The following is a 25000-nucleotide window of genomic DNA, read 5'->3' as shown; positions in this document are numbered from 1 at the left end:
ATGAGCCCGCAAAGGGCCGTACACATTCGGAGGGAATGTCTTGACCAGCATCACAATGCGCGGCTCGTCGTGGCGTCGGCGTCTGGCCGGCGTGTCGACGATCGCCCTGGCCGTCACGGCCGGACTAGCGGCCCCGGCGCTCGCCCGGCAAACCGGACAGGCCCAGCCGGGGGCCGTCACGCTCGACGAAATCATCATCACGGCCCAGCGCCGCGAACAGGGTCTACAGGAAGTGCCGATCGCCGTTACGGCCTTCAGCCAGGAGACGCTGGAGCGCACGGCGGCCACCGGCCTTCAGGACGTGGCGGGCAAGGCCCCGGGCGTCACCATGACCCAGTTCAATGTGGGCGAGCCGCAGATCTTCGTGCGGGGCGTCGGCACCACCAGCGATTCCGCTGCGAGCGACCCGTCTATTGGCGTGTCCATCGACGAGGTGTCCATCGGCCGCGCGGGCGCCAGCGCCCTGGCCTTCATGGATGTGCAGCGGGTGGAAATCCTGCGCGGCCCTCAAGGAACTCTGTACGGGCGCAACGCCTCGGGTGGCGCACTGAACGTCTATACAAACAGGCCCGACTTCGCGCCCTATGGCCAGCTGACGGCGCGCTACGGCAGCTTCAACGAGATGGGCCTGGAAGGCGTGTTCAACGGCGAGATCGCCGAAGACACCGCCGGCCGCGTCGCCTTCCGCTTCAGCACCAATGACGGCTACGCCGAGAACGTTCTTACGGGCGCGGATCTGCATGGCGGGACATCCTTCGGCCTGCGCGGCCAGATTCTGCGCAACGTCGGCAACTGGACCTTCCTGGCCGGCTTCGACGGCAGTATGGAGGAGATGGACGGTCAGGCGCGGATCCCCGTCATCGTGGCTACCACCCCGGCGCCGTTCGTCGCCGTGATCGACGCCCTTCGCGCAGGCCTCGATATCCGCGAGACCTTGAATCCCGACGACACTTACCAGAACCGCACCAACTGGGGCGTAACGGGTCGGGCTGAATGGCAGGGCGACAATTTTGGCTTCGTGTCCCTGACATCCTTCCGGGACAACGACTATGACTGGCGGGACAATCTCGGAGGTCTGACCTATCCGGCGTTCCCACTGCGGGTGGACAATCAGGCCGAAGAGCAGGCGGACCAGATCAGCCAGGAATTCCGGTTTGTGTCCGCGCCGGAGTCGAACATCAACTGGGTGGCCGGCGCCTATTTCTTCCGTGAGAACGTGACCCGCACCGAACGCTTCCTCGTGCAAACGGCCCTGCCCATCGCGCCGCCCAATTTCGGCGGCGATACGACCTTCTTCCAGGACGCCACCAACACCAGCTATGCGGTGTTCGGACAGGCGGCGATCCCGTTCGCCGACATCTGGGAGCTGACCCTGGGCGCTCGCTGGACCCACGATGAGCGCGAGGTTCATCAGGTGGCCATCGACAACGACGGCGGACTAAACGCGCCTCCGGGAATCCCGCTGGGCCCCACCGGATCGCCATATGACGTGACTGCCAGCACCAGCTTCGAGGAGCCTACCTGGCGAATCGCCCTGTCGGTCGAGCCCCTGCCGGACGTGCACCTCTATGCGAGCTATGATCGCGGCTACAAGGCCGGGGCCTACATCAGTGCGGCCCAGACCGGAGCGCAGGCGATTCAGCCGCTGAACTCCGAACTGCTGGACAACTACGAGATCGGCGCCAAGACCACCGTGTTCGACGGGCGTCTCCGCTTCAACGCGGCGGCTTTCCGGCTGGACTACACCGATCTGCAGGTCAACGAACTGGCCGGTCTGAGTCTTGTGGCCTCCAACGCCCAGGCGGAGGTCGAGGGCTTCGAGATCGAGACGGCGCTCGCCGTCAGCTCGGCCATCACCATCGGCGGTTCCTACACAAGCCTGGACGCCCAGTTCACCTCCGACGCGATCTCGGCGGGCGGCACGCTGCCCTATGAAGGCAACGCCCTGCCCCGTTCGCCGGAGAGCCAGTACACCCTCTACGCCGACGGCGAATGGCGTGTGGGGCAAGGGACCCTGGCGACGCGCATCGATTACCAGTGGACGGACGACTACTTCTTCGACCCATCCAACAATCCCGAGGTGCTGATCCCGTCCTACGGGCTGCTCAGCGCCTTTGCGTCTTGGGAGTCGGACAACGGCTACAAGGTTTCGGTCTACGGCAAGAACCTGACCGACGAGGAGTACCGCAACCACGTCATCAAGAACGTAGGCGTGGGCTTCAGTGTTTTCGGTCCGCCGCGCTCGTTCGGGATCGCCCTGACCCGCACGTTCTGAGCCGCGTTTCCGAGTGAAAAACGGCCGTCGTCGCATGCCTGCGGCGGCGGCCTTTCCTTGTCAGGCGGCTCCGCCCGCCGGCGCGGCTTCACGCTCGACTTCCCAGCGGACCTGTCGGGGATCGATGGCCCGGCCCGTCGTCCGATCACAAACCACCGGTGTGAGGATTTCGCCCGTCGTCCTGTCCTTGAGCCGCAGGGGCGGCGCCTCGTCTGGGTAGAGCCAGCGCTCGCTCCAGCCGTGCATGGCCAGCACGATGGGATACATGTCGCGCCCAGCCTCGGTCAGCCGATATTCGTAGCGCACCGGGGCGTCCTGATACGGTTTGCGCTCCAGCACACCGTGCAGAACCAGACGCGACAGCCGGTCCGCCAGAATGTTGGTGGCGACGCCCAGCGCAGCGTGGATCTCGTCGAAACGGCGCAGGCGGAAATAGGCCGCCGACAGCACTGCCCAGCTCCAGTAGTCGCCCATGATGTCGGTGGAACGGTCTATGATGGGCCGGTCGGTCTCGATGGGCTGGGAGCGCCGCCTGCGAGACGTCGGCGGGGCGATCGGCGTCATGGGCGCCGTGACCGCCCAGACAACATTGTCGATTCCCGCCGGCGTTCCGTGCTCGCGGCCCAGCACCACCGGTTCCAGGCGGTCTCTGGTCTTACGGTCGTAGAAGCGCAGCGCATAGCGTTCCTGCAGTGGCGAGCGGGCCCATTTGCGCTCCCACTGTCCCTGCATGACCGCCACGCCGAACATATCCAGCCCCATGGCTGTCAGGCGGTACTCCAGCCTCGCGCCGCCTTCGGCCACCGGCTTGGTCTCGAGCATTCCGGCGGCCGTGAGGCGTTGCAGGCGATCGGCCAGGACGCTTCGCGGGGCGCCGAGCTGGTCGCGCCAGGCGCTGAAGCGCCGCACGCCGTAGAACGCCTCGCGCAGGATCAGCTGGGTCCAGGCGTCACCGGTGATGGCGAAGGCCCGCGCCACCGGATTGCCCATGATCAGGGCCCGCATGTCCGGCTCGCCCCCAAGCTCTTCGCTGCTGTCCATATCTTCCTCTAACCCAATTCGCATGCGGGTCGAGGCGGACGCCAACGCTTGCGTTAAGCGACCAAATATCCGAAGGTCTGTTCTGAAAAGTTTCTGGAGGCAATTGCCATGGCCGACGACGCCACCGCCGCACGCCGTATCGAAACCGGGCCGTTGAGCCCGCTGAATACGCTCAACCCTTATCTGCAGGGCGTCTATGAGCCGGTTTCCCGCGAGACCACGGCTATCGACCTGCCCGTGATCGGCGAAATCCCGCAGGACCTGCACGGCGCCTTTTATCGAAACGGCCCCAATCCGGCCCAGGCGCCGCAGGGCATGCACCACTGGTTCGACGGCGACGGCATGGTCCACGCGGTCTGGTTCGAGAACGGCAAGGCCGAGTACCGCAACCGCTTCGTCCGCTCGGCGGACCATGTGGCGGACCTCAACGGCGGCTGCGGGGCGGGCGGGGTGATGGAGCCCTCCACGCGGGCCGATCCGTCGTCCACGCGCGGGGACAAGGTCTACAAGGACACGGGCAACACCGATCTGGTGCTGCACAACGGTTCGTTGATGGCCCTGTGGTACATCTCGGGCCATCCGGTGCGCATCGACGCACGCACCCTGGAGACCATCGGGACCGAGACCTTCGGCGGGGCCCTGTCGCGCCATGTGTCGGCCCACTCCAAGGTGGACCCGAAGACCGGCGAGTTCGTGTTCTTCGACTATTCGCTCTACGAGCCCTGGATGACCTTCGGGGTGGTCAGCCCGACCAATGAGCTAACCCATTTCGCCCGCGTCGAGCTGCCGGGCCCGCGCCTGCCCCACGACATGGGCCTGACCGAAAACTACGTCATCCTGCACGACCTGCCGGTGGTGTTCACCGACGGTGGGTTGAAGCGCAGCACCTGGAACATTCATTTCGCCGACCAGCCGGCCCGCTTCGGCGTGGTGCCGCGCAACGGCTCGGGCGATCAGGTCCGCTGGTTCGAGACCGACAGCTGCTACATCTATCACGTGGTCAACGCCTGGGAGGACGGCGACGAGGTGGTCATGACCGCCTGCATGATGACTCCCAACGGCTTTGCCCCCAACGCTGAGTACGGCCCCTACGCCGCGATGGTGAACGTGCTGGCTCTGCACGCCGTGCCGGTGGAGTGGCGCATGAACATGAGGACCGGCGAGGTGAAGAAGCGCCAGCTGGACGACCGCATCGGGGAGTTCCCGGTAGTCAATCTGGACTATGCCTCGCGCCCCACGAAATGGTCCTATCACGTAGCCATGGCGCCCACGGAGCTGCAGCGCTTCAAAGGCCTGATCAAGTACGATCTCGAGACCGGCGCCGCGCGCTCCTGGGACTACCAACCCTCGCAGTTCGGCTCCGAGCCCGCCTTCGCCCCGCGCGTCGGCGCGACCGGGGAGGACGACGGCTATGTCATCGCCTTCGTGACCGACGACGAGACCGGCAAGTCCGAGGTGCAGGTGATCGATGCGCAGAACATGGAGGCCGGGCCGGTGGCCCGGGTGATCCTACCGGTGCGGGTGCCCGCGGGCTTCCACGGCACATGGGCGCGCGGCGACCAGCTGAAGGCCGCCTGATCCATGAGCGCCTACATCCACGACGCCGTCCGCACGCCCCGCGCCAGGGCCCGCCCCGACGGCGGACTGGCGGCGCTGAAGCCTCACGAGCTGATCGGCGGGCTGATCGACGCCATCCAGATGCGCGGCCACGCGGCGCGGGCGGCCGAGGCCCTGATCGTCGGCTGTGTCGGACAGGTGGGGGCACAGGGGGCCAATGTGGCGCTGGTGTCCAAGCTGCATGCCGGCCTGCCGGACGAAACGGCGGCGTGGAGCATCAACAACTACTGCGTCTCAGGTCTGACCGCGATCGGACAGGCCGCCGACATGGTCCAGACCGGACGCGCCCGCTCCGTGCTGGCGGGCGGGGTCGAGATGATGTCGCGCGTGCCCTTCATGGGCGACCGGGCCGACTATTACGCCGATGGGTCCTTCCCGCCCCGTACCCGCTACCTGCCGGTGGCGGTCGCCGCCGACCGGCTGGCCGAAGACGCGGGCGTGTCCCGCGCGGAGATGGATCAGGCGGCATTCGTCTCCCAGTCCCGCACGGCCGAGGCCGAGGGCGGCCCGCTGGTCGCCTCGCGCATTGCGCTGAACGGACTGGACAGTGACGAGTGCGCCCGCCCGACGACGCTGGAAAAACTCGCCAAGCTGCCCTCCGCCTTCGCCGAGATGGCCGCGCCTTATGCTGAGGCGCTGGAAGGCTGGGCCATCGATCATCGACACACCGTGGCCCACGCCCCGCCCATGTCCGACGGCTCCGGTCTGGCGCTGGTCTCGTCCGAGGCCGAGAGCGCCCGGGCGCGCATCGTGGCCCATGTGGAGGTAGGCGGCGATCCGGCCGCCTCCCTGACCGCAGGTTTCACGGCCATGGACCGGGTGCTGGAGCGGGCTGGCCTGACTCTGTCCGACATGGATCGCATCGAGTTCATGGAGGCCTTCGCCGTCACCATCGTCACCTTCCTGCGAGAGCGGGACGTGGACCCGAACAAGGTCAATGTGGGCGGCGGCCATCTGGCCAAGGGACACCCCATGGGGGCCACCGGCGCCATCCTGCTGTCGTCGCTGCTGGACGCGCTGGACGCGTGCGAGGGGCGCTATGGCCTCGTGGTCGCGGCGGGCGCCCAAGGGGTCGGCTCGGCCATGATCGTCGAACGGATGGCTCGTTGATGGACGCCCGCTCGCCCGCAACCCGCGACGCCGTCGTGGCCCGCCACGCCGCGCTGATCGATAGCGCGCTGGAGGCCATCCGCACCCGCCGCGCCTGGTCGCCGTTCAGGGACTCGCCGTCGACCAAGATCCACGGCCCGGACAAGCCCGTCGCCGGCAAGGCCGCCTTCGAGGCGCAGCTGGGCCAGCGGTTCGCGCTGGACCTGCCGGGCGTCATCAACTGGGAGGGCGCCGAGGTCTCGCCTTATACGCAGAAGCCGCTGGGCATCACCTATCCGGTGAGCACGCCCGAGGCCCTGATCGAGGCGGCGCAGGCCGCCATGCCCGACTGGGCCGCCGCCTCGCCGGACCTGCGCGCGGCGCTATGCGTCGAGATGGCGGTGCGGCTGTACGAGGCCAATTTCGAGATGGCCCACGGTGTCATGCACGTGGCGGGGCAAAGCTACACCCAGGCGTTCAGCGGTTCGGGCCCCAATGCGCTGGACCGGGGCATCGAGGCCCTGGCCTATGCGGTCAAGGCCATGCGCGACGTGGCGCCGACCGGCCGTTACGAGCGCGATTTCGCGGGCGAGCGGGTGGTTCTGGACAAAAACTATTCCATCGTCCCGCGCGGCGTTGGTCTGGTCATCTGCTGCGCCAGCTTCCCCACCTGGAACGCCTATCCGGCCATGTTCGCCAGCCTCGCCACGGGTAATCCGGTGATCGTCAAGCCGCACCCCATCGCCGTGTTGCCCATGGCCATCGTGGTGCGCGAATGCCGTCGGGTGCTGGCCGAGCACGGCTTTGACCCCAACCTCGTCACTCTGGCCGTGGACACGCTTGAGGCGCCCGTGGCCCAGCATCTGGTGGACCATCCGGCGGTGCAGATTGTCGATTTCACCGGCAGCCCCCGCTACGGCGGCCATCTGGAGCGCACGGTAACCGGCAAGCTGCTGTTCACCGAGACGGCGGGCGTCAACACGGTGGTGGTGGAGTCCGCCGCCGATCTGGACGCCGCGGCCCGGGCCATCGCCCGCGCCTCGTGCCTGTTTTCGGCCCAGATGTGCACCAGCCCGCAGGTGATCTATGTGCGCCCGGATCTGGCCGATGCGTTCGGAAATGCGCTGGCGGCGCAGATCGACGCCATCGTCGGCGATCCGGCTCTGGCCGCCGGCATCATGGGCGCGATCCAGGGCGAGGTCAGTCTGAAGGCCGTGGCCGATGTGCGCGGCGCCCTCAAGCAGCATCCCAAGGCCCGGGTGTTGCGCGAGGCCGCGCCCTACGCCCACCCGCAGTTTCCCGAGGCGCGCACCCTGACCCCGCTGGTGGTGGCAGTGGACGGTTCGGACCCTGACCTCTACGCCGAGGAGCATTTCGGGCCGGTGCTGTTCGTGGTCCGCGTGGACGGCGATGCGGCGGTGGCCGAGGCGACCCGGCTGGCGCGCGAGCACGGCTCGATCTCGTCCTATCTGTATTCCACCGACGAGGCCTTCATCGACCGCTCGACGCCGCTGTATGAGCAGGCGGGCGCCAATCTGACCATCAATCTGACCGGCGCCATGTGGATCAATTTCGCGGCGGCCTACAGCGACTATCACGTCTCCGGCCTGAACCCGGCGGGCAACGCCTGTCTGGCCGACCTGGCCTTCGTCGCCTCGCGCTTCCGCATCGTGCAGCGACGCCGCCCGGCGGCGGCATGACGGCGGACGTCTTCATCGCCGGGATCGGCATGACGGCGCTGGGCAAACGGCTGGACCAGAGCGTCAAGTCACTGACCGCCGAGGCGGTGCGCGCCGCCCTGGCCGACGCGGGTGCGGACACTGCCCACATCCAGGCCGCCTGGTTCGCCAACACCCGCCAGCCCATGCTGGAGGGGCAGAACACCGTGCGCGGCCAGATCGCCCTGCGCCCGCTGGGCCTGACCGGCATCCCCGTCATCAACGTTGAGAACGCCTGCGCCTCGGGCTCCACCGCCCTGTGGCTGGCCCTGCAGTGGCTGCGGGCGGGCGGCGGCGAAATTGCGCTGGTCGCCGGGGCCGAGAAGATGGTCTGGCCCGATCGGCCCGAGCGGGTGGCGGCGGCTTTTGCGGGGGGGACCGACATCCACGACCGCGAGGGCGTGCTGGCCTATATCCGCGAGATGGGCGGCGAGGAACCGGGCGAGGGCCGCAGCCTGTTCATGGATCTGTACGCCGCGCAGGCCCGCGCCCACATGGCCCGGCACGGCACGATCCAGGCCGACTTCGCCCATGCGGCGGCAAAGAACCACACCGCCGGAGCCCTGAACCCGCTGGCCCAGTACCGCAACCCCATGACGGCGGCTCAGGTGCTGGCCGACAAGACCATCGTCTTCCCGTTCACGCGCGCCATGTGCGCGCCAGTCAGCGACGGGGCGGCAGCCATGGTGGTGTGCAACGGAGCCGGGCTGAAGCGGCTGGGCGCCGCCGCGCGGGCGGTGCGGGTGCGCGGCTGCGCCCTCGTCAGCGCGTCCATGCGCGAGGCGGCGGACATGGACAACCACATCGGTCGCCGCGCGGCGCTGGCGGCTTGGGAGCAGGCGAGCGCCGGGCCCGACGATATCGACGCGGTGGAGGTGCACGACGCCACCAGCTACGCCGAAATCCAGCAGATCGAGAACCTGGGTCTGGCCCGGCCGGGGACCGTGGGGGAGCGGCTGCGGCGCGGCGACTTCGCCCTGGGCGGACGCACGCCCGTCAACGCCTCGGGCGGTCTGGTGGCCAAGGGCCATCCGGTGGGCGCCACAGGCATCATCCAGCTGCACGACCTGACCCGCCAGCTGCGCGGCGAGGCCGGGGCGGCCCAGATCGAGGGCGCGCGCATCGCGGCTGCCGAGAACGGGGGCGGCTTTCTGGGCGTCGAGGAGGCGGCCACCGTGGTCACTGTTCTGGAGCGCGCAGCATGAACCCGGTCGGCGTCATCTATGACGGCTGGCGCGCGCGGGCCGACCGCCCTGCCCTGATCGACGGCGACCAGACCGTCACCCATGGCGAGCTGATCGCGCGGGTGGACGCCCTGGCCGCCGACCTGCATCGCCGGGGCCTGGACCGGGGCCGCCGCATCGGCCTGTGCGCCGCCAACAGCTGGCGTCATGTGGTCGCCTATCTGGCCATCCTGCGGGCCGGCGCCGTCTGGGTTCCCCTGAACCCCCGCAACGGCCCCGGCCTGAACGCCGAGCTCCAGCGCCGCGCCGAGCTGGACATGCTGTTCGTCGATCAGCCCTCGCGGGACCAGATTGCCCCCTGCGCCCGCCGTCTGGAGCTGGAAAGCTGGATCGACGCGGTGGAGACGGGGCCGACGCCGCCGCCGATCAACGACGACCCGGACGGCGTCTTCGCCATCAAATTCACCGGCGGCTCCACCGGCAAGCCCAAGGGCGTGGTGCAGAGCCGACGCAGCGCGATGGCGGCCCTGCGATCGATGCAGGCCTACTACGGCTTCACCGCTGACGACGTGAATCTGGCGGTGGCGCCCCTGACCCACGGCTCGTCGCACTATGTGCTGCCGGTGCTGGCGGCGGGCGGGGCCCATGTACTGATGGCCCAGCCGGACCGGGCGGCCATGCTGGACGAAATGAAGCGCCGGGTCACGGTGGCCTTCATGCCGCCGACCCTGATCTATCTGTTGATGGAGGAGGCCGCCTTCGGACCGGATGACTTCACGGCTCTGCGCCACCTGACCTGGTCCGCCGCCCCCATGCCGCCGGCGCGCATCGATCAGGCGGTCGCGCGCTTCGGCCCGGTGCTGGGCGCCCTGTTCGGCCAGACCGAGGCGCCCATGACCATCGCCGCCCTGACGCCTGAACAGGTCGCGCGGCCGGAGCTGCGCGGCGCGGCAGGCTATCCCTTCCCCGATACGCCCGTGCGCGTGCTGACCGCCGGGGGCGATGTGGCGAAACAGGGCGAGGGCGAGATTCTGGTGGGCGGCGATCTGGCCGATACCGCCTATCTGGACGATCCGGTGGCGACGGACGAGGCCCGCCACGACGGCTGGCTCAGGACCGGCGATCTGGGGCGGCTGGAGTCGGACGGCCTGCTGACCATTCTTGGCCGGTCGCGCGAGATGATCATCTCGGGCGGCTACAACATCTATCCCGCCGAGGTGGAGGCCGCCCTGGGCGCCCATCCGGCGGTGCGCGAGGCCTGCGCCTTCGGCGTGGAGGACCCGGTGTGGGGCGAACGGCTGGAGGCCGCCGTGGCCTACGATCCCGCCCTCGCCGACGAGGCCGCCTTGATCGACCATGTGCGCCGGACCATCGGTCCGGTGCGCACCCCCAAGACCCTGCATCCGCTGGCCGCCCTGCCCCGCAATCCCGTGGGCAAGGTGGTGCGGGCGGATGTGAGAACCCTGATCTACCCGGCGCCCCAATGACCGGGAGACAAAACGAGAGACGGAGGAAAACGCCATGATCGTCGTGCCGAAGGACCGCATACGCGCCTACAGGGACAAGGGCTGGTGGGGTGACGACACCCTCGACGACCTGTTCCGCCGCCACTTGAAAGCTCATCCCGACGCCGAGGCCCTGATCGATCCGTTCAACGCCGCCGACATCATGGGCGGCCAGCCGGAGCGGCTGACCTGGGCCGAGGCGGACGCGTCCATCGACCGGCTGGCGGCGGTGTTTCACGCGCACGGCCTGAAGAAGGATGACGTGCTGGTCGTCCAGTTACCCAACATCAACGACCTGAGCCTGACCTATCTGGCGGCGGCGCGGCTGGGGATTATCGTCTCGCCCGCGCCGGTCCAGTACCGCGAGAGCGAGCTGGGCTACATCGTCGGCAAGACCGACGCCGTGGCCGCCCTGACCACCGACCGCATCGGCAAGCACGCCCACGGCGACATGCTGATGACGGTGGCCGGCCGCTCGCCCGGCCTGAGGCATGTGTTCGTCATGGGCGAGACCTGCCCCTCCGGCGCCATCGACCTTGAGCCTCATCTGGACGCGGTGACGCCGAAACAGATGAAGGCCGCGCGCGACGCCATCAAGGCCGCGAAGATCAGCGCCGACGACGTCTTCACCATCTGCTGGACCTCCGGCACCGAGGCCCTGCCCAAGGGCGTGCCGCGCAGCCACAACGAGTGGATCATCATGGGCGCGGGGGTGGTGGATGCTGCGGACCTCGGCCATGGGGCGCGCATCCTGAACCCGTTTCCCATGGTCAACATGGCGGGAATCTCCACCGGCTTCGTCAGTTGGTTGGTGACCGGTGGGGTGCTGATCCAGCACCACCCGTTCGACCTGCAGGTTCTACTGAAGCAGATGCGCGATGAGACCATCGACTACACCGTCGCGCCGCCCGCTGTGCTGAACCTGCTGCTGCAGAACGAGGCCCTGCTGGCGGGCATCGACTTCAACCGCCTGAAGGCCATCGGCTCGGGTTCGGCCCCTTTGTCGCCCTGGATGGTCAAGACCTTCCACGAAAAGTACGGCGTCCAGATCGTCAACTATTTCGGCTCCAACGAGGGCTGTTCATTCCCCAGCGCGTGGCAGGATGTGCCCGACCCGGCCGAGCGCGCCGCCCTGTTCCCCCGGTTCGGAGAGGGCCTGCGCTGGAAGGCCATGCTGCACGACCGCATCTCCACCCGTCTGGTGGACCCGGAAACCGAAGAGGAGATCCGCGAGCCGGGCCGTCCCGGCGAACTGCGCATGAAGGGCCCGACGGTGTTCTCGGGCTACTGGCGCGCGCCGGAGGTCAATGAGCGGGCCTTCGACGCCGACGGCTGGTTCCGCTCTGGCGACCTGTTCGAGCTGGCGGGCGAGGACAATCGCTTCATCCGCTTCGTGGGCCGGCTGAAGGACATCATCATCCGCGGCGGCATGAACATCTCGTCCGAGGAGATCGAGGGCCATCTGATGGGCCACCCCGCCATCGCCGAGGCTGCCGTGGTGGGCGCGCCCGACGAGCGGCTGGGCGAGCGCCTGTGCGCCTTCGTGGTGTTCCGCCCCGACCAGAGCGCCGACATGGTCGAGATCAACCGCTACCTGACCGAAGAGAAACAGGTGGCCGTCTACAAGCAAATCGAGCGGCTGGAGGTCATCGACGCCCTGCCGCGCAACCCGGTCGGCAAGGTCCTCAAGCGGGACCTGCGCGACCGTCTTGGAGAAACACCCTCGGCATGAGTTCCGCCTTCCCCCAGTCGATGCGGCTGCCCGTCATCGCCGCGCCCATGTTCCTGGTCTCCGGGCCCGAGCTGGTCATCGCCGCCTGCAAGGCGGGGATCGGCGGCGCGTTCCCGACGCCGAACTGCCGGACGCCCGAAGATCTGGACCGCTGGATGGACCAGATCACAAGCGCGCTCAAACCCGGAGACGGGCCGTGGATCGCCAATCTGATCACCCACTCCACCAACCCCCGGCTGGCCGACGACCTGGCCATGGTGGCCCGCTACAAGCCGCCCATCGTCATCACCGCCCTGGGGTCGCCCAAGCCGGTGATGGAGACGGTCAAGGGCTACGGTGGGCTGGTCTTCGCCGACGTGGTCAACATGAAGTTGGCCCGAAAGGCCGCCGAGGCGGGCGTTGACGGTCTGGCCTGCATCAGCGCGGGCGCGGGCGGGCACACCGGCCATCTCTCGCCCTTCGCCTTCGTCTCGGCGGTGCGCGAGTTCTTCGACGGCTATCTGACCATCGGCGGCGGCATCGCCGACGGCGCGGGGGTGGCGGGCGCGATCGCGGCGGGGGCGGACATGGTCTATATGGGCACCCGGTTCCTGGCCACGCGCGAGAGCATGGCCCAGGACGCCTACAAGCAGATGGTGGTGGACTGCGACGCCGACGACCTGATCGTCTCGCCCGCCGTCACCGGCACCGACGCCTCCTGGCTCAAGCCCAGCCTCAAGGCCGCGGGCCTCGACCCCGACGCCATGGGCGGGGCGATCCAGCGCGACTACTCTGGCGGCCAAAGCACCAAGCGCTGGAAGGACATCTGGGCCGCCGGCCAGGGCGTGGGCCGCATCGAAGCAGTGGAGTCCACCGCCGAGGTGGTGGCGCGGCTGGAGCGGGAATACCGTGAGGCGGCCGACCGCTTCCTCCGACTGAACAGCCGGGCGGCGGCGGCGTGAGCGAGCCGTTCCCGTCCCTCGCCTCGCGCTTCCATCTGGACCCGGCGGTCGACGGACTGGAGCTGGCGCGCCGCTGGGCCGAGGCGCGGTTTGCGGGCGGCTTCGCCGAGCGGCTGCGCGCCTGGCCGACCGAGGTCGAGCGGGGCCGCATGGTGATCCGCTGCGACCTGGATCCCGGCCACGCCAATTTCGTCGGCCTGGTCCACGGCGGGGTGACGGCGGCGCTGGTGGACATCGCCGGGGGCGGGGTGGCCATGACCCTGCTGAAGCCGGGCGAGCACCTGCTGTCCACCGACCTGACCCTGCGCTTCCTGAACGCGGCGCCCATCGACGCGGACCATCTGATCGCCGAGGCGCGCGCCGCCTATGCCGACCCGCGCAAGGTGGTGGCCGAGGTGACGGTGGCTCTGCCCAACGGTCGCGTGGTGGCGCACGGAACCGCCGCCGTCTCGATCCGGCGGCGCGAGAGCTAGACTCCGATCACGAGGCTGACGGTGGTGGTGGTGGAGCCGCCGATGTTCAGGGTCTGGACGGTGCTGGCGCCCTCCACCTGATAGGCCCCGGCCGTCCCGGTCGTCTGCTTGAAGGCATCCAGCGCCATGCGCACCCCCGTGGCGCCCACCGGGTGACCGCAGCCGATCAGGCCGCCAGAGGGGTTGATGGGCAACCGCCCGCCAATCTCGATGTCCCCCGCCTCGATGGCCTTCCACGCCTCGCCCGGCGCGGTCAGGCCCAGGTGGTCGATGGCCATGTACTCGGTCATGGAGAAGCAGTCGTGGGTCTCCACCGCGTCGATCTGGTCCAGCGAAACCCCGGCGCGCGTGCGGGCTTCGTCGATGGCGCGCTTCACCTGCGGAAAGACATAAGCCTCGTCCGCGCTGGCGGCGATCTTGTGGGCGTAGCTGATGGGGGCGTTGCGATGGCCCCAGCCCTTGATGCGCGGGATGGACTCCAGCGCGATCCCGCGACGCCGCGCGTAGTCCGCCGCCCGCTCGGCCGAGGCCAGAACCACCATGGCGGCGCCGTCCGTCACCTGACCGCAGTCCGTCTTGCGCACCCGCCCCTCGATCACCGGATTGGCCTCGTCGTCATTGGCGAAGGCCGCGTCCGGGAACACATAGTCACGGGTCTGGGCGTTGGGGTTCAGCCGGGCGTTGTCGAAATTGATCCGGGCGATGCGCCGCAGGTGCGCCTCGTCGATGCCGTAGCGGCGGTCGTATTCCTCGGTCAGGTCCGAAAAGGCGCGCGGCCAGACATAGCGCGCGTCCTGATACTCGTGGCCCGCCCAGGCCGCCGCGCCCAGATGCTGGGCCGCCGTCTGGCCTGGCACATTGCGCATCAGCTCCAACCCCAGCACGGCAGCGGTTCCGTAGCGGCCGGACTCGAGGTCGGCCATGGCTGCGAGGATAGCCAGCGAGCCCGAGGCGCAGGCCCCTTCGTGGCGCGAGGCCGGCATGCCATCGAAGCGCGGGTCCGACAGTGCGAAGAACCCACCCAGCATGCCCTGACCGGCGAACAGGTCGCCGACGAAATTGCCCACATGGCCCACGTCGATGTCGCCGGGATCAAGCTCGACGGCCTCCAACCCACTGGTCAGGGTTTCGGCGAACCCGTCGGCGATCTCCATGCCCTCGCGGGCCCAGTTGCGCCGGAAGTCCGATTGCCAGCCGCCGAGAATATAGACCATCCGCTCAGTCCCCTGCCGCAACGACAATGACGCCCGCGTCGGGCTGGTCGCCGTAGAGGCGCGACACGTCCTGGCTGCGGTTGTCGATCACCCCGCGCCGGTTGATGCTGCCCTTGTCCGACACCTCGTGGGCATTGGGGTTCGGCGGCGCGGTCAGGATCACGGCCCGTTCGATGCGCATGGAAGCCATGGGGTGGGCCCGGTTGTGCGCCGCCAGCCGCTCGCGCACGGCCTCGCCCAGCCGCCCGGAGGTGATCGCCTCGCCGATCTCCAGCCCCAGCTCGCGCTTCACGCCCTCCGCCGACGGCCAGGCGAGAATGCCCAGATACGGTCGGTTCTCCTCGCACAGAACTAGTTCGGTGACCAGGGGCGAGAGAGCAGTCAGCACCGCCTCGCGCGCCGGGCCGCCGTAGACCCAGGTCCCGGTGGACAGCTTGAACTCTTCCGCCAGCCGTCCGGCGAAGGCCAGGCCGCCAGTCACGTCGCCCGGCGTGATGAAGGTGGCCAGATCGCCCATGCAGTAGAAGCCCTCGTCGTCGAAGGCCTGGGCGCTGCGCTCCGGGTCGTCCAGATAGCCGCGGGTCACGTTGGGGCCCTTGACCCGGACCTCCCACCGCGTGCCGTCGTGCGGCACCAGCTTGAGGGTCACCGCCGGCAGGGGCAGGCCCAGCCCGACCTTGTCCGTATAGGCGTAGCCCGCCAGGAACCCGGCCGTGGTCTCCGTGGATCCATAGGCCGAGGTCATCATGATGCGCTGGCCGGTCTCCGCGACCGCCATCTTCTGGATGCGGTCATAGACGGGCTGGGCCAGGGCGGCGCCGCCGAACAGCATCAGCCGCAGCTCCGAGAAGAAGGTGCGGCGCAGGTCCGGGTCAGCCTCCAGCGCATCGGCCAGCAAGGCGAAACCCAGCGGCACATTGGCGTAATACTCGACCGGGATTTCCTTTAGATTCCGCAGGGAGATGTCCAGCATCCCGGGCAGGGGCTTGCCGTCGTCCACATAGAAGACGCCGCCCGCCAGCAGGGTCGCGCGCAGGACGCTGGCCCCGGCGGTGTGGTGCCACGGCAGCCAGTTCAGAATGCGCCCGTCCCAGCGCAGGCTTTCGCCCGTGGCCTGGATGCCCTGGGCCGTGTTGGCCGCCAGATTGGCGTAGGACACGGCCACCACCTTGGGCAGGCCGGTGGAGCCGGACGTCAGCAGATAGTTGGCGTGATCGTCGGGCTTGAGCGCCGCGAGACTGGCCTCGACCGCCGGGGTCGCGGGCGTGGCGAAGACCTCGGCCAGATTCACCACATGGGGCGCGTCCACCGCCTCGGGAGTCGCGGTGACCACCGTCACCCCGTCCAGATCCAGCGACGCCAGCGCAGCGGCGACGGGCCGGGCGTCCTCGATCACCAGAACGGCGGGCCGAATGCGGTCCATCACATGGCGCAGGCGCCCCAGATCGCCCCCCAGCATGGCGTACAGCAAGCTGACCGGGGCGGCCGGAGCGCCCGCCGCCATGGCGCCCAGCGCCGCCGCCGCGAAACCGGGCGAATTGGCGCCCATGATCATCACCGCGGCGCCGGACGGCAGTCTGCGATCGAGCAGCCACTGGGCGAAGCCGTCGATCTGGTCGGCCAGCTCGCCGTAGCTGGTGAAGCGCCAGTCCCCCACGCCGCCTTCGCGCCGCGCCAGGGCGGGCGCCTCCGGGCGCGACCGCGCCGTCGCACGGATCGCGCGCGGTACGTTCCAGTCATGCTCGGCCAGCGGAATGCGCGAGCGCACCAGCAGCGCGCCGTCGGGCCGCCCGGTCACCTCAAGGTCCACCGCCATGAGCCCCGCATCGCGGAAGGTTGGGGCATCCGTCGTCGGCGATTGGGCAGCCTGCACGGTCATGACGTTTCCCTATTATTGGTCTGCTTATGCAACCATGCTAGCACAGGGCCCCGTAGGCGCAACAATCTGTCGCGGCGGTTTGCCGAGCTAACCCCTTCCCATAACTTGCGTAAACAGACTATTGAGTCCTATCATCCCCGCACGGCGCGTTCGCGCCCGAGGAGCCGCACCATGACCGTTCATCAACTGCCGCCGATCAAGTCATCGCTGAAGCCGTCCAACCACCCCTATCTGACCGGCGCCTGGACGCCCATCTTCACCGAGGTGGACGCCACGGACCTGACGGTGCTGGAAGGCCGCATCCCGGACGACATCGACGGCGTCTATCTGCGCAACACCGAAAACCAGATCCACCAACCGCTGGGTCGCTATCACCCCTTCGACGGGGACGGCATGGTCCACGCCATCAGCTTTCGCGAGGGCAAGGCGGACTATCGCAACCGCTTCGTGCGCACGCGCTGCTTCCAGGCCGAGCAGGAGGCGGAGGGGTCGCTGTGGGGCGGACTGATGGACCCGCCGGGCACATCCGTGCGTCCGGGGTTCGGGGCCCACGGCGGCATCAAGGACTCCTCCAGCACCGACGTGGTGGTCCACGCCGGACAGATCCTGTCCACCTTCTACCAGTGTGGCGAGGCCTACCGGCTCGATCCCGAAACCCTGGAGCAGTCCGGCGTGGCGCCGTGGGGCCCGCTGGACGGGGTCTCGGCCCACCCCAAGGTGGACGAGGCCACCGGCGAGATGCTGTTCTTCAACTACGGCGTCCACGCGCCCTATATGCACTACGGGGTCGTCGACCGGACCGGGACCCTGGTTCACTACGTGCCGATCGTTCTGCCAGGGCCGCGCCTGCCCCACGATATGGCGTTCACCACCAACTACTCGATCCTCAACGACTTCCCGCTGTTCTGGGATCAGGAGCTCCTGAAGAAGGGCGTCCACGCCTCGCGCATGCACGACGGGCTGAAATCGCGCTTCGGCATTATTCCCCGGTACGGCCGGCCGGAGGACATCCGCTGGTTCGAGGCGGACCCCACCTATGTGCTGCACTTCCTGAATGCTTATGAGGACGGCGACGAGATCGTTCTGGACGGCTACTTCCAGGAGACCCCCTGCCCCGAGCCGCTCGAGGGCTATCCTCCGGGCATGGGGCACATGATGGCGTTCCTGGACGAGCACAGCTTCCGCCCCCGGCTGCACCGCTGGCGCTTCAACCTGAAGACCGGCGAGACCCGCGAGCATCATATGGACGACCGGCTGCTGGAGTTCGGCATGTTCAACCAGCGCCACGCCGGCGTGCCCTACCGCTACGCCTACAGCACCACCACCAGACCCGGCTGGTTCCTGTTCACCGGCTTCGTCAAACATGACCTCGAGACCGGCCAGTCCTGGGCGGTCAACCTGCCCGAAGGCGTCTACGCCAGCGAGGCGCCCTTCGTCCCCCGCATCGACGCGAAGGATGAGGACGACGGCTATCTGGTCAGTTTCCTGATCGACGAAACTACTCAAACGTCCCAGTGCATCCTGATCGATTGCAAGGACTTCGAGGCCGGGCCGGTGGTCCGCATCGCCCTGCCGCACAAGATCTCCAGCGGCACCCATTCTGTCTGGGCCGACCGCCGCTTCATCCAGAACGGTGTCCTGCCGCGATCCTGAGACGAGGGTTTCAACTCTCCCTGGCCACAACTGGGCGGTCCGGGGCGCCACGCGGCATTCCGGGAATTTTCTCACCTTGAGCGGGTCCTTTCCGCCGGTTTATTTTGTATGAGTTATGTCTGGCTGGACAACGGAGCCCCCATGCCTCTCAGACTCGTGCAACTGGACGACGCCGACGGGGATCGTCTGCTGGCCGCCATGACCGACGACGGCCGGGCCCATCGGGTCGAGGGCCATGACACTACCTATGGCCTGGCCCAGGCGGCCATCGCGGCAGGCTCAACACTGACCGAGGCGGTCGAGGTTGCCGGGCTGGGTGAGGCCGTGGACGTGCGCGCCGCCCTGGCCAAGGGGCGGGTCCGCGCCCCTATCGATCATCCCGACCCCGCGCACCTGCTGGTCACCGGCACCGGCCTGACCCACCTCGGCTCGGCCGAAGGACGCGACAAGATGCATCGCGACCTGAAGGACGCGACGACCCTGACGGACTCCATGAAGATGTTCAGGCTGGGGCTGGAGGGCGGCAAGCCGGAGCCCGGCCAGACCGGGGTACAGCCGGAGTGGTTCTACAAGGGGGACGGCGCCATCATCGCCGCGCCCGGCGCCCCCCTGAAATCCCCCGCCTTCGCCCTCGACGGCGGCGAGGAGCCGGAGTTGGCGGGCATCTATGTCATCGGCCCGGACGGAACGCCCTTCCGGCTCGGGTTCGCCCTGGGCAACGAGTTCTCGGACCATGTGACCGAGCGCCAGAACTATCTCTACCTGGCCCACTCCAAGCTGCGCGCCTGTTCGCTGGGGGCGGAGATCCTGCTGGGCGAGCCGCCCGCCGACGTGCGCGGGACGGTGCGCATCCTCCGCGGCGGGGAGGTGCTGTGGGAGAAGCCGTTCCTTAGCGGGGAGGCCAACATGTGTCACAGCCTGGTGAACCTCGAGCATCACCACTTCAAATACGCCCAGTTCCGCCGACCGGGCGACGTGCATGTCCACTTCATGGGCACGGCGACCCTGTCGTTCAGCGACGGGATCGAGGCCCGGCCGGGCGATGTGTTCGAGGTCGAGGCCGCCCCGTTCCTGACGCCGGTGCGCAATACGCTGGCCATCGAGAAGCCCGCGCCGGTGACGGTGCGTTCGCTGTGAGCACCGACCCCATCCGGCTGGGTCTGGTGGGCGTCGGCGTCATCGCCCGCAGCCAGCACCTGCCCGCGATAGCCTGCAGCCCACGTTTTGATCTGATCGGCGCCGCAGACCGCACAGGCGATCTCGACGGCGTGCCGACCCGGACCAGCCTGGCGGATCTGCTGGCGGCTGTGCCCCACATCGAGGCCGTGTCCCTGTGCACGCCGCCCGCGCCCCGCTTCGCCGACGCCCGCCTGGCCCTGTCGACCGGACGCCACCTGATGCTCGAGAAACCCCCCGGCGCCACCCTGGCCGAGGTGCGCGCGCTGGCGGAGCAGGCGGACAAGGGCGGGCTGACCCTGTTCACCACCTGGCACTCGCGACACGCCGCCGGGGTCGAGCCGGCCCGCGCGTGGCTGGCAGACAAGACCATCCAGCGCGTCCACATCGAATGGCGCGAGGACGTCCGGGTGTGGCATCCGGGACAGGACTGGATCTTCGAGCCCGGCGGACTGGGCGTGTTCGATCCCGGCATCAACGCCCTGTCCATCGTCACGCGAATCCTGCCCGTCGCCTTCCTGCTCAGGACCGCACGCCTGCATTTCCCGGAGAACCGCCAGACCCCGATCCTTGCGGATCTGGCCTTCGAAACGGTCGACGGGGCGCCGGTGACGGCCGTGTTCGACTTCCTGCAGACGGGGGACCAGACGTGGTCGATCCGTGTCGAGACCGACGACGGCGTCCTGACCCTGACGAACGGCGGCGCGGACCTGTTCATCGACGGCGAGCAGCGGCCCGGACCCGCCCACGACGGCGTGCTGGGGGGCGAGTATGCATCGCTCTATGGCCGCTTCGCCGACCTGATCGCGGCGGGGCGCAGCGATGTCGACGTGACGCCGCTCAGCCATGTGGCGGACGCCTTCATGCTGGGCGAGCGGATCAGCGCGCCGGCCTTTCAATTCTGAGACGGCCACGCGGTGTGTCCATTTGCGGCGAGAGAGGCTTGCGGGAAATGTCTGACTATTCGATGGTGAGCTCCTGAATACGACCGGCTCAGTCGGCGCCCAAGGAGAGAAACGCCATGAAGTCCCTGCTCAAACTGGGCGTAGCCGCCCTCGCGTGCGCCGCCATCGCCGGATGCGGCCAGGGTCAGGACAGCGATCAGATGGTGGTCGGCTTCTCCCAGATCGGATCAGAGTCGGGCTGGCGCGCGGCGGAGACCCGCGTGGCCCGCGAGCAGGCCGTGGAGCGCGGCATCGACCTGCGTATATCCGACGCCCAGCAACGTCAGGAGAACCAGATCCGCGCCATCCGCACCTTCATCGCCCAGGGCGTGGACGCCATCCTGCTGGCCCCGGTGGTGGAGACCGGCTGGGACGCGGTGCTGACCGAGGCGCGCCAGGCCAACATCCCCGTGGTCCTGCTGGACCGCCGCATCGATACGGCTGACGAAGGCCTCTATCTGGCCGCCGTCGCCTCCGACGCCGTCGAGGAAGGCCGTGTCGCGGGCCGCTGGCTGGCCGGGGCAGTGGGCGCCCGGCCATGCGGCGTCATCGAGCTTCAGGGCACCGTGGGCGCCAGCGTCGCCAATGACCGGCGCGCGGGCTTCGCCGAGATCGTCGCCGCGAACGCCAACCTGACCATTCTGCGCAGCCAGTCCGGAGACTTCACCCGCTCCCGCGCCAAGGAGGTGATGGAGAGCCTGATCCGTTCGGTGGGCGGCCCGAACATCTGCGCGGTCTATGCCCACAACGACGACATGATGATCGGCGCCATCCAGGCCATGACCGAGGCGGGCCTGAACCCCGGCGAAGACATCCTGACCGTTTCCATCGACGGCGTGCCCGACATCTTCCGCGCCATGGCCGAGGGTCAGGCCAACGCCACGGTCGAGTTGACCCCGAACATGGCCGGACCCGCCTTCGACCTGCTGGAGGCCTACCTGGCGGACGGGACCGAGCCCCAGAAGTGGGTGCGCACGGACTCGCCGCTCTATCTGGCGGACACGGCCGAGGCTGAGTACGCACAGCGCCGCGACCGGTACTGATCCATGGCGCACGCCCCCGGCGCCACACCCCTGCTGCAGGCGCGGGGCGTGGACAAGATCTTCCCCGGCGTACGCGCCCTGGACGGCGTGGATTTCACCCTTCGAGCCGGCGAAATCCACGCCCTGCTGGGAGAGAACGGAGCGGGGAAGTCCACCCTGATCAAGGTCATCACCGGGGTCCTGCGGCGTGACGGCGGCGACCTGGTCCTGAACGGACAGGAGATCGACCCTCACGCCCCCGCCGAAAGCGAGCGGCTGGGGATCGCCGCCGTCCATCAGGAGGCGCCGGCCCCCGTCAATCTCAGTGTGGCGGAGAACATCTTCTTCGGCCGCCAACCGATCCGCTTTGGCCTGGTCAAGCGCAGCGAGATGAACCGGCGCGCCGCCGAACTGATGAAGCCCTTCGGCCTCGACATCGACGTGTCGCGGCCCCTTTCGGTCTATTCCCTCGCCGTGCGCCAGCTGACCGCCATCGCCCGCGCCGTGGATCTGGGGGCGAAGGTGTTGATCCTAGACGAGCCCACGGCCAGTCTCGACAAGGCCGAGGTCCAGGCCCTGTTCCGCGTCCTGCGCGGCCTCGCGGAACAGGGCGTCGGCATCATTTTCATCACCCACTTTCTCGATCAGGTGTTCGAGGTCTGCGACCGGCTCACCGTCCTGCGCAACGGGGCCATGGTGGGCGAGCGCGACATCGCCGGGCTGGAGCGCCGAGAGCTGGTGGAACTGCTGCTGGGCCGGGCCTTCGATGACGCTCCCCGCATCGCGCCGCCGCCGGATCCGCATGCGCCGGTGGTCGCCCGTGCCCGGGGGCTGGGGCTGAAAGGGGTCGTCGAGCCCTTCGATCTGGAGTTCCGCGCCGGTCAGGTAGTGGGCGGCGCCGGCCTTCTGGGGTCGGGCCGGACCGAGACCGCGCTGCTGATGTTCGGCGCCCTGACGGCGGACGTGGGCGTGCTGGAAATCGACGGCGCGGCCGTGCAGATGAGCGCGCCGCGTCAGGCCCTGGCGCGCCGGTTCGCCATGCTGCCCGAGAACCGAAAGGCCGATGGCATCGTCGGGGCCCTCAGCGTGCGCGAGAACATCATCCTGGCGCTTCAGGCGCGTCAAGGCTGGCTGAAGCCCATTCCCCGCGCGCGCCAGAACGAGATCGCCGAGCGCTTCATCCGCCTGCTCGACATCCGCACGCCGGATGCGGAAAAGCCTATCGAACAGCTGTCGGGCGGCAATCAGCAGAAGGCCCTGATCGCCCGCTGGCTGGCCACCGAGCCCGTCCTGTTCCTTCTGGACGAACCGACACAGGGCGTCGACATCGGCGCCCACGCCGAGATCCTCAAGCTGGTGGACGAGATGCGGGCGAACGGCATGGCGGTCTATCTGATCTCCTCCGAGATCGAGGAGCTGACCGCCCTGTCCCAGACCATCTCGGTCATGCGCGACCGGCGTCAGGTCCGGGTCCTGTCGCACGACCAGATCGATCCCGACCGCATCCTGGGCGCCATAGCAGACATGGACGCCGCATGAGCGCCCTGAAGGACACGGCCCGCTGGCTGATGACGGCCCGGCCGCAGCTTGCGGCCCTGGCGCTTGTGCTTGCTTTGAACATGGTCATCGCGCCCGGCTTTCTGGACCTGACATGGTCCGACGGGCGTCTGTACGGCAGCCCGATCAATCTGCTGAACCGCGCCGCGCCGGTGGCCCTGCTGGCGCTGGGCATGAGCATGGTGATCGCCACCCGGGGCATCGACCTGTCGGTGGGCGCGGTCATGGCCATCGCGGGCGCTGTGGCCGCAGTGCTCGTCAACGGCGGCGCGCCCTGGCCCGTGGCCGTCGCGGCGGCGCTGGGCGCGGGATTGGCGTGCGGCCTGTGGAACGGGGTGCTGGTTGCGGTCATCGGCATCCAGCCCATCGTGGCCACCCTGATCCTGATGGTGGCCGGGCGCGGCGTCGCCCAGCTGATCACCGACGGCCGCATTCTGACCTTCAATGACCCGGGGCTGGCGACCATCGGCAGCGGAGCGTGGCTGGGCCTGCCCATTCCCGTCTGGATCACCCTCGCTGCGGCCGCGGCCCTGATCGTCCTGACCCGCCGAACGGCGCTGGGCCTGTTCATCGAGGCCATCGGGATCAATCCCGCCGCCAGCCGCCTGTCGGGCGTCAACAGCCGTATGGTGCTGATCTGCGTCTATGTGGCCTCGGGCCTGATGGCCGCCCTGGCCGGGCTGATCGTGGCCGGCGACATTCGCGGCGCGGACGCCAACAACGCCGGTCTGTGGCTGGAGCTGGACGCCATTCTGGCGGCGGTGATCGGCGGGGCGTCCCTGTACGGCGGGCGTCTGGGGCTGTCGCTGGCCCTGCTGGGGGTGTGGATCCTTCAGGGGCTGAAGCTGGCGATCCTGCGCTCGGGCCTGCCGGCGGAATACAATCTCATTGTGATGGCGCTGCTGATCGCCGTCATTCTGGCGCTGCAGTCGCCGGCGGGCGGCCGGGCGTGGCGCCGCCTGACACCCCCTCGCCGGGAGACCGCCCCATGATCGGCCTTCGCGCCCCGACGCTGGTGACCATCGGCCTGTTCGTGCTCATGTACGCCGTCTTCGCGCTGCAGTTTCCCTACATGGCCACCCCGCGCGTGGCCGGGAACCTGCTGACCGACAGCGCTTACCTGGGCATCCTCGCCGTGGGCATGACCATGGTGATCGTGGCCGGAGGCATCGACCTGTCGGTGGGCGCGGTCATGGCGTTTTCGTCCCTGCTGATCGCCATCGCCATCGGCGACTGGGGCCTGCACCCGCTGGCCGCCTTCGCCGTGGCGCTGACGCTGGGCGCGGGCTTCGGCGCCCTGGTCGGCGCGGCCATCCACTATCTGGAGGCGCCGCCCTTCATCGTCACCCTGACGGCCATGTTCCTGGCCCGGGGCGCGGCGCTGGTGCTGTCGCAGGAGTCCGTTCCCGTCCAGCACCCCCTCTACGCCCAGCTGGCGTTCTGGAGCCTGCCGCTGCCGGGCGGCGGGGGACTGACCCTGATCGCTGTCATCATGATCGCGGCGGTGGTCATCGGCGGCCTGCTGCTTCACCGCACCCGTTTCGGGTCGCAGGTCTACGCCGTCGGCGGCGACGCGCGCGCGGCCCTGCTGATGGGCGCGCCGGTGGGCCGGGTCACCATCCTGATCTACGCCTTCTCCGGCTTCATGGCGGCGCTGGCGGGGGTGGTGTTCTCCATCTACACCGGGGCGGGCTACGCCCTGTCCGGGGTCGGCGTGGAGCTTGAGGCCATCGCCGCGGTGGTCATAGGCGGCGCCCTTCTGACCGGCGGCTCGGGCGGCATGATCGGCTCGTTCTTCGGGGTGATGATCCAGGGCCTGATCCTGACCTACATCACCTTCGAGGGCTCGCTGACCAGCTGGTGGGCCAAGATCGTCATCGGCCTGATGATCCTGCTGTTCCTCGTGCTGCGCGCCGCCAGCGACAGCCGCTGGCTGAACCGGCTGCGCGCGCTATCGTGGTTCGGCGCAAGGAGATGACC

19 protein-coding genes are annotated in these 25000 nt (G+C 68.8%); 16 read left to right on the top strand and 3 right to left on the bottom strand.

The window, feature by feature from the left end:
• Positions 1-40: 40 nt before the first annotated feature.
• Positions 41-2275 carry a TonB-dependent receptor gene (locus tag ACK4SE_RS09890; RefSeq protein ID WP_409691883.1) on the top strand — a complete coding sequence of 745 codons (2235 nt, stop codon included), beginning with the start codon at positions 41-43 and terminating at the stop codon, positions 2273-2275.
• 60 nt (positions 2276-2335) lie between these two features.
• Here the strand turns inward: ACK4SE_RS09890 and ACK4SE_RS09885 are convergent, their stop codons facing one another.
• Entirely contained in the window at positions 2336-3316 is a 981-nt protein-coding gene (locus ACK4SE_RS09885; RefSeq protein ID WP_409691880.1) for a winged helix-turn-helix transcriptional regulator, read from the bottom strand.
• Between the two features lie 108 nt (positions 3317-3424).
• Between ACK4SE_RS09885 and ACK4SE_RS09880 the strand changes: the two genes are divergently transcribed.
• Genes ACK4SE_RS09880 through ACK4SE_RS09845 form a run of 8 tightly spaced genes read left to right on the top strand, consistent with a single transcriptional unit; the run spans position 3425 to position 13575 of the window.
• A complete protein-coding gene (locus ACK4SE_RS09880) occupies positions 3425-4894 on the top strand; it encodes a carotenoid oxygenase family protein (RefSeq protein ID WP_409691877.1) in 1470 nt (489 codons plus the stop codon).
• Positions 4895-4897: 3 nt separating this feature from the next.
• Positions 4898-6043 (top strand): thiolase family protein, encoded by a 1146-nt coding sequence (locus ACK4SE_RS09875; protein ID WP_409691874.1) that lies wholly within the window; start codon positions 4898-4900, stop codon positions 6041-6043.
• Positions 6043-7722, top strand: coding sequence for an aldehyde dehydrogenase family protein (locus ACK4SE_RS09870; RefSeq protein ID WP_409692005.1), 1680 nt, complete (start codon positions 6043-6045; stop codon positions 7720-7722). The genes ACK4SE_RS09875 and ACK4SE_RS09870 overlap by 1 nt, the downstream gene beginning before the upstream one ends.
• Positions 7719-8945, top strand: a complete 1227-nt coding sequence (locus ACK4SE_RS09865; protein ID WP_409691871.1) for a thiolase family protein — start codon at positions 7719-7721, stop codon at positions 8943-8945. Before ACK4SE_RS09870 ends, ACK4SE_RS09865 begins: the two co-directional genes overlap by 4 nt.
• Complete coding sequence (locus ACK4SE_RS09860; RefSeq protein WP_409691869.1) at positions 8942-10411, top strand: class I adenylate-forming enzyme family protein; 1470 nt, start codon at positions 8942-8944, stop codon at positions 10409-10411. Before ACK4SE_RS09865 ends, ACK4SE_RS09860 begins: the two co-directional genes overlap by 4 nt.
• Before the next feature lie 34 nt (positions 10412-10445).
• The gene (locus ACK4SE_RS09855) at positions 10446-12161 is read left to right on the top strand and encodes an AMP-binding protein (RefSeq protein ID WP_409691866.1); all 1716 of its coding nucleotides are present in this window, start codon (positions 10446-10448) and stop codon (positions 12159-12161) included.
• On the top strand, positions 12158-13102 hold the full coding sequence (locus tag ACK4SE_RS09850) for an NAD(P)H-dependent flavin oxidoreductase (protein WP_409691864.1): 945 nt from the start codon (positions 12158-12160) through the stop codon (positions 13100-13102). Before ACK4SE_RS09855 ends, ACK4SE_RS09850 begins: the two co-directional genes overlap by 4 nt.
• On the top strand, positions 13099-13575 hold the full coding sequence (locus ACK4SE_RS09845) for a PaaI family thioesterase (RefSeq protein WP_409691861.1): 477 nt from the start codon (positions 13099-13101) through the stop codon (positions 13573-13575). The genes ACK4SE_RS09850 and ACK4SE_RS09845 overlap by 4 nt, the downstream gene beginning before the upstream one ends.
• Here ACK4SE_RS09845 and ACK4SE_RS09840 read toward each other — a convergent pair.
• Together ACK4SE_RS09840 and ACK4SE_RS09835 are read right to left on the bottom strand one after the other, a co-directional pair.
• Positions 13572-14789, bottom strand: coding sequence for an acetyl-CoA acetyltransferase (locus tag ACK4SE_RS09840; protein WP_409691859.1), 1218 nt, complete (start codon positions 14787-14789; stop codon positions 13572-13574). The two genes, ACK4SE_RS09845 and ACK4SE_RS09840, sit on opposite strands and share 4 nt — an antisense overlap.
• Positions 14790-14793: 4 nt before the next feature.
• Positions 14794-16668: an AMP-binding protein gene (locus tag ACK4SE_RS09835; protein ID WP_409691857.1), complete on the bottom strand. Its 1875-nt coding sequence runs from the start codon at positions 16666-16668 to the stop codon at positions 14794-14796.
• A 171-nt stretch (positions 16669-16839) separates the two neighbouring features.
• Between ACK4SE_RS09835 and ACK4SE_RS09830 the strand changes: the two genes are divergently transcribed.
• The 7 genes from ACK4SE_RS09830 (at position 16840) to yjfF (ending at position 24998) form a co-directional block, all read left to right on the top strand.
• On the top strand, positions 16840-18321 hold the full coding sequence (locus ACK4SE_RS09830; protein ID WP_409691854.1) for a carotenoid oxygenase family protein: 1482 nt from the start codon (positions 16840-16842) through the stop codon (positions 18319-18321).
• A 141-nt stretch (positions 18322-18462) separates the two neighbouring features.
• Entirely contained in the window at positions 18463-19458 is a 996-nt protein-coding gene (gene araD1, locus ACK4SE_RS09825; RefSeq protein ID WP_409691851.1) for an AraD1 family protein, read from the top strand.
• A complete protein-coding gene (locus ACK4SE_RS09820) occupies positions 19455-20402 on the top strand; it encodes a Gfo/Idh/MocA family protein (protein WP_409691848.1) in 948 nt (315 codons plus the stop codon). Before araD1 ends, ACK4SE_RS09820 begins: the two co-directional genes overlap by 4 nt.
• A 116-nt stretch (positions 20403-20518) precedes the next feature.
• Entirely contained in the window at positions 20519-21484 is a 966-nt protein-coding gene (locus ACK4SE_RS09815; protein WP_409691845.1) for an ABC transporter substrate-binding protein, read from the top strand.
• Between the two features lie 3 nt (positions 21485-21487).
• Positions 21488-23002: a sugar ABC transporter ATP-binding protein gene (locus tag ACK4SE_RS09810; protein WP_409691842.1), complete on the top strand. Its 1515-nt coding sequence runs from the start codon at positions 21488-21490 to the stop codon at positions 23000-23002.
• The gene (locus tag ACK4SE_RS09805; RefSeq protein ID WP_409691839.1) at positions 22999-24012 is read left to right on the top strand and encodes an ABC transporter permease; all 1014 of its coding nucleotides are present in this window, start codon (positions 22999-23001) and stop codon (positions 24010-24012) included. The genes ACK4SE_RS09810 and ACK4SE_RS09805 overlap by 4 nt, the downstream gene beginning before the upstream one ends.
• The gene (yjfF, locus tag ACK4SE_RS09800; RefSeq protein WP_409691836.1) at positions 24009-24998 is read left to right on the top strand and encodes a galactofuranose ABC transporter, permease protein YjfF; all 990 of its coding nucleotides are present in this window, start codon (positions 24009-24011) and stop codon (positions 24996-24998) included. Before ACK4SE_RS09805 ends, yjfF begins: the two co-directional genes overlap by 4 nt.
• Positions 24999-25000 lie beyond the last annotated feature (2 nt).

The organism is Brevundimonas sp. (assembly GCF_046293315.1).
Classification (GTDB): Bacteria; Pseudomonadota; Alphaproteobacteria; order Caulobacterales; family Caulobacteraceae; genus Brevundimonas.
Note: the sequence above shows the minus strand (reverse complement) of the source record. Positions and strands in the feature narration are given on the sequence as shown.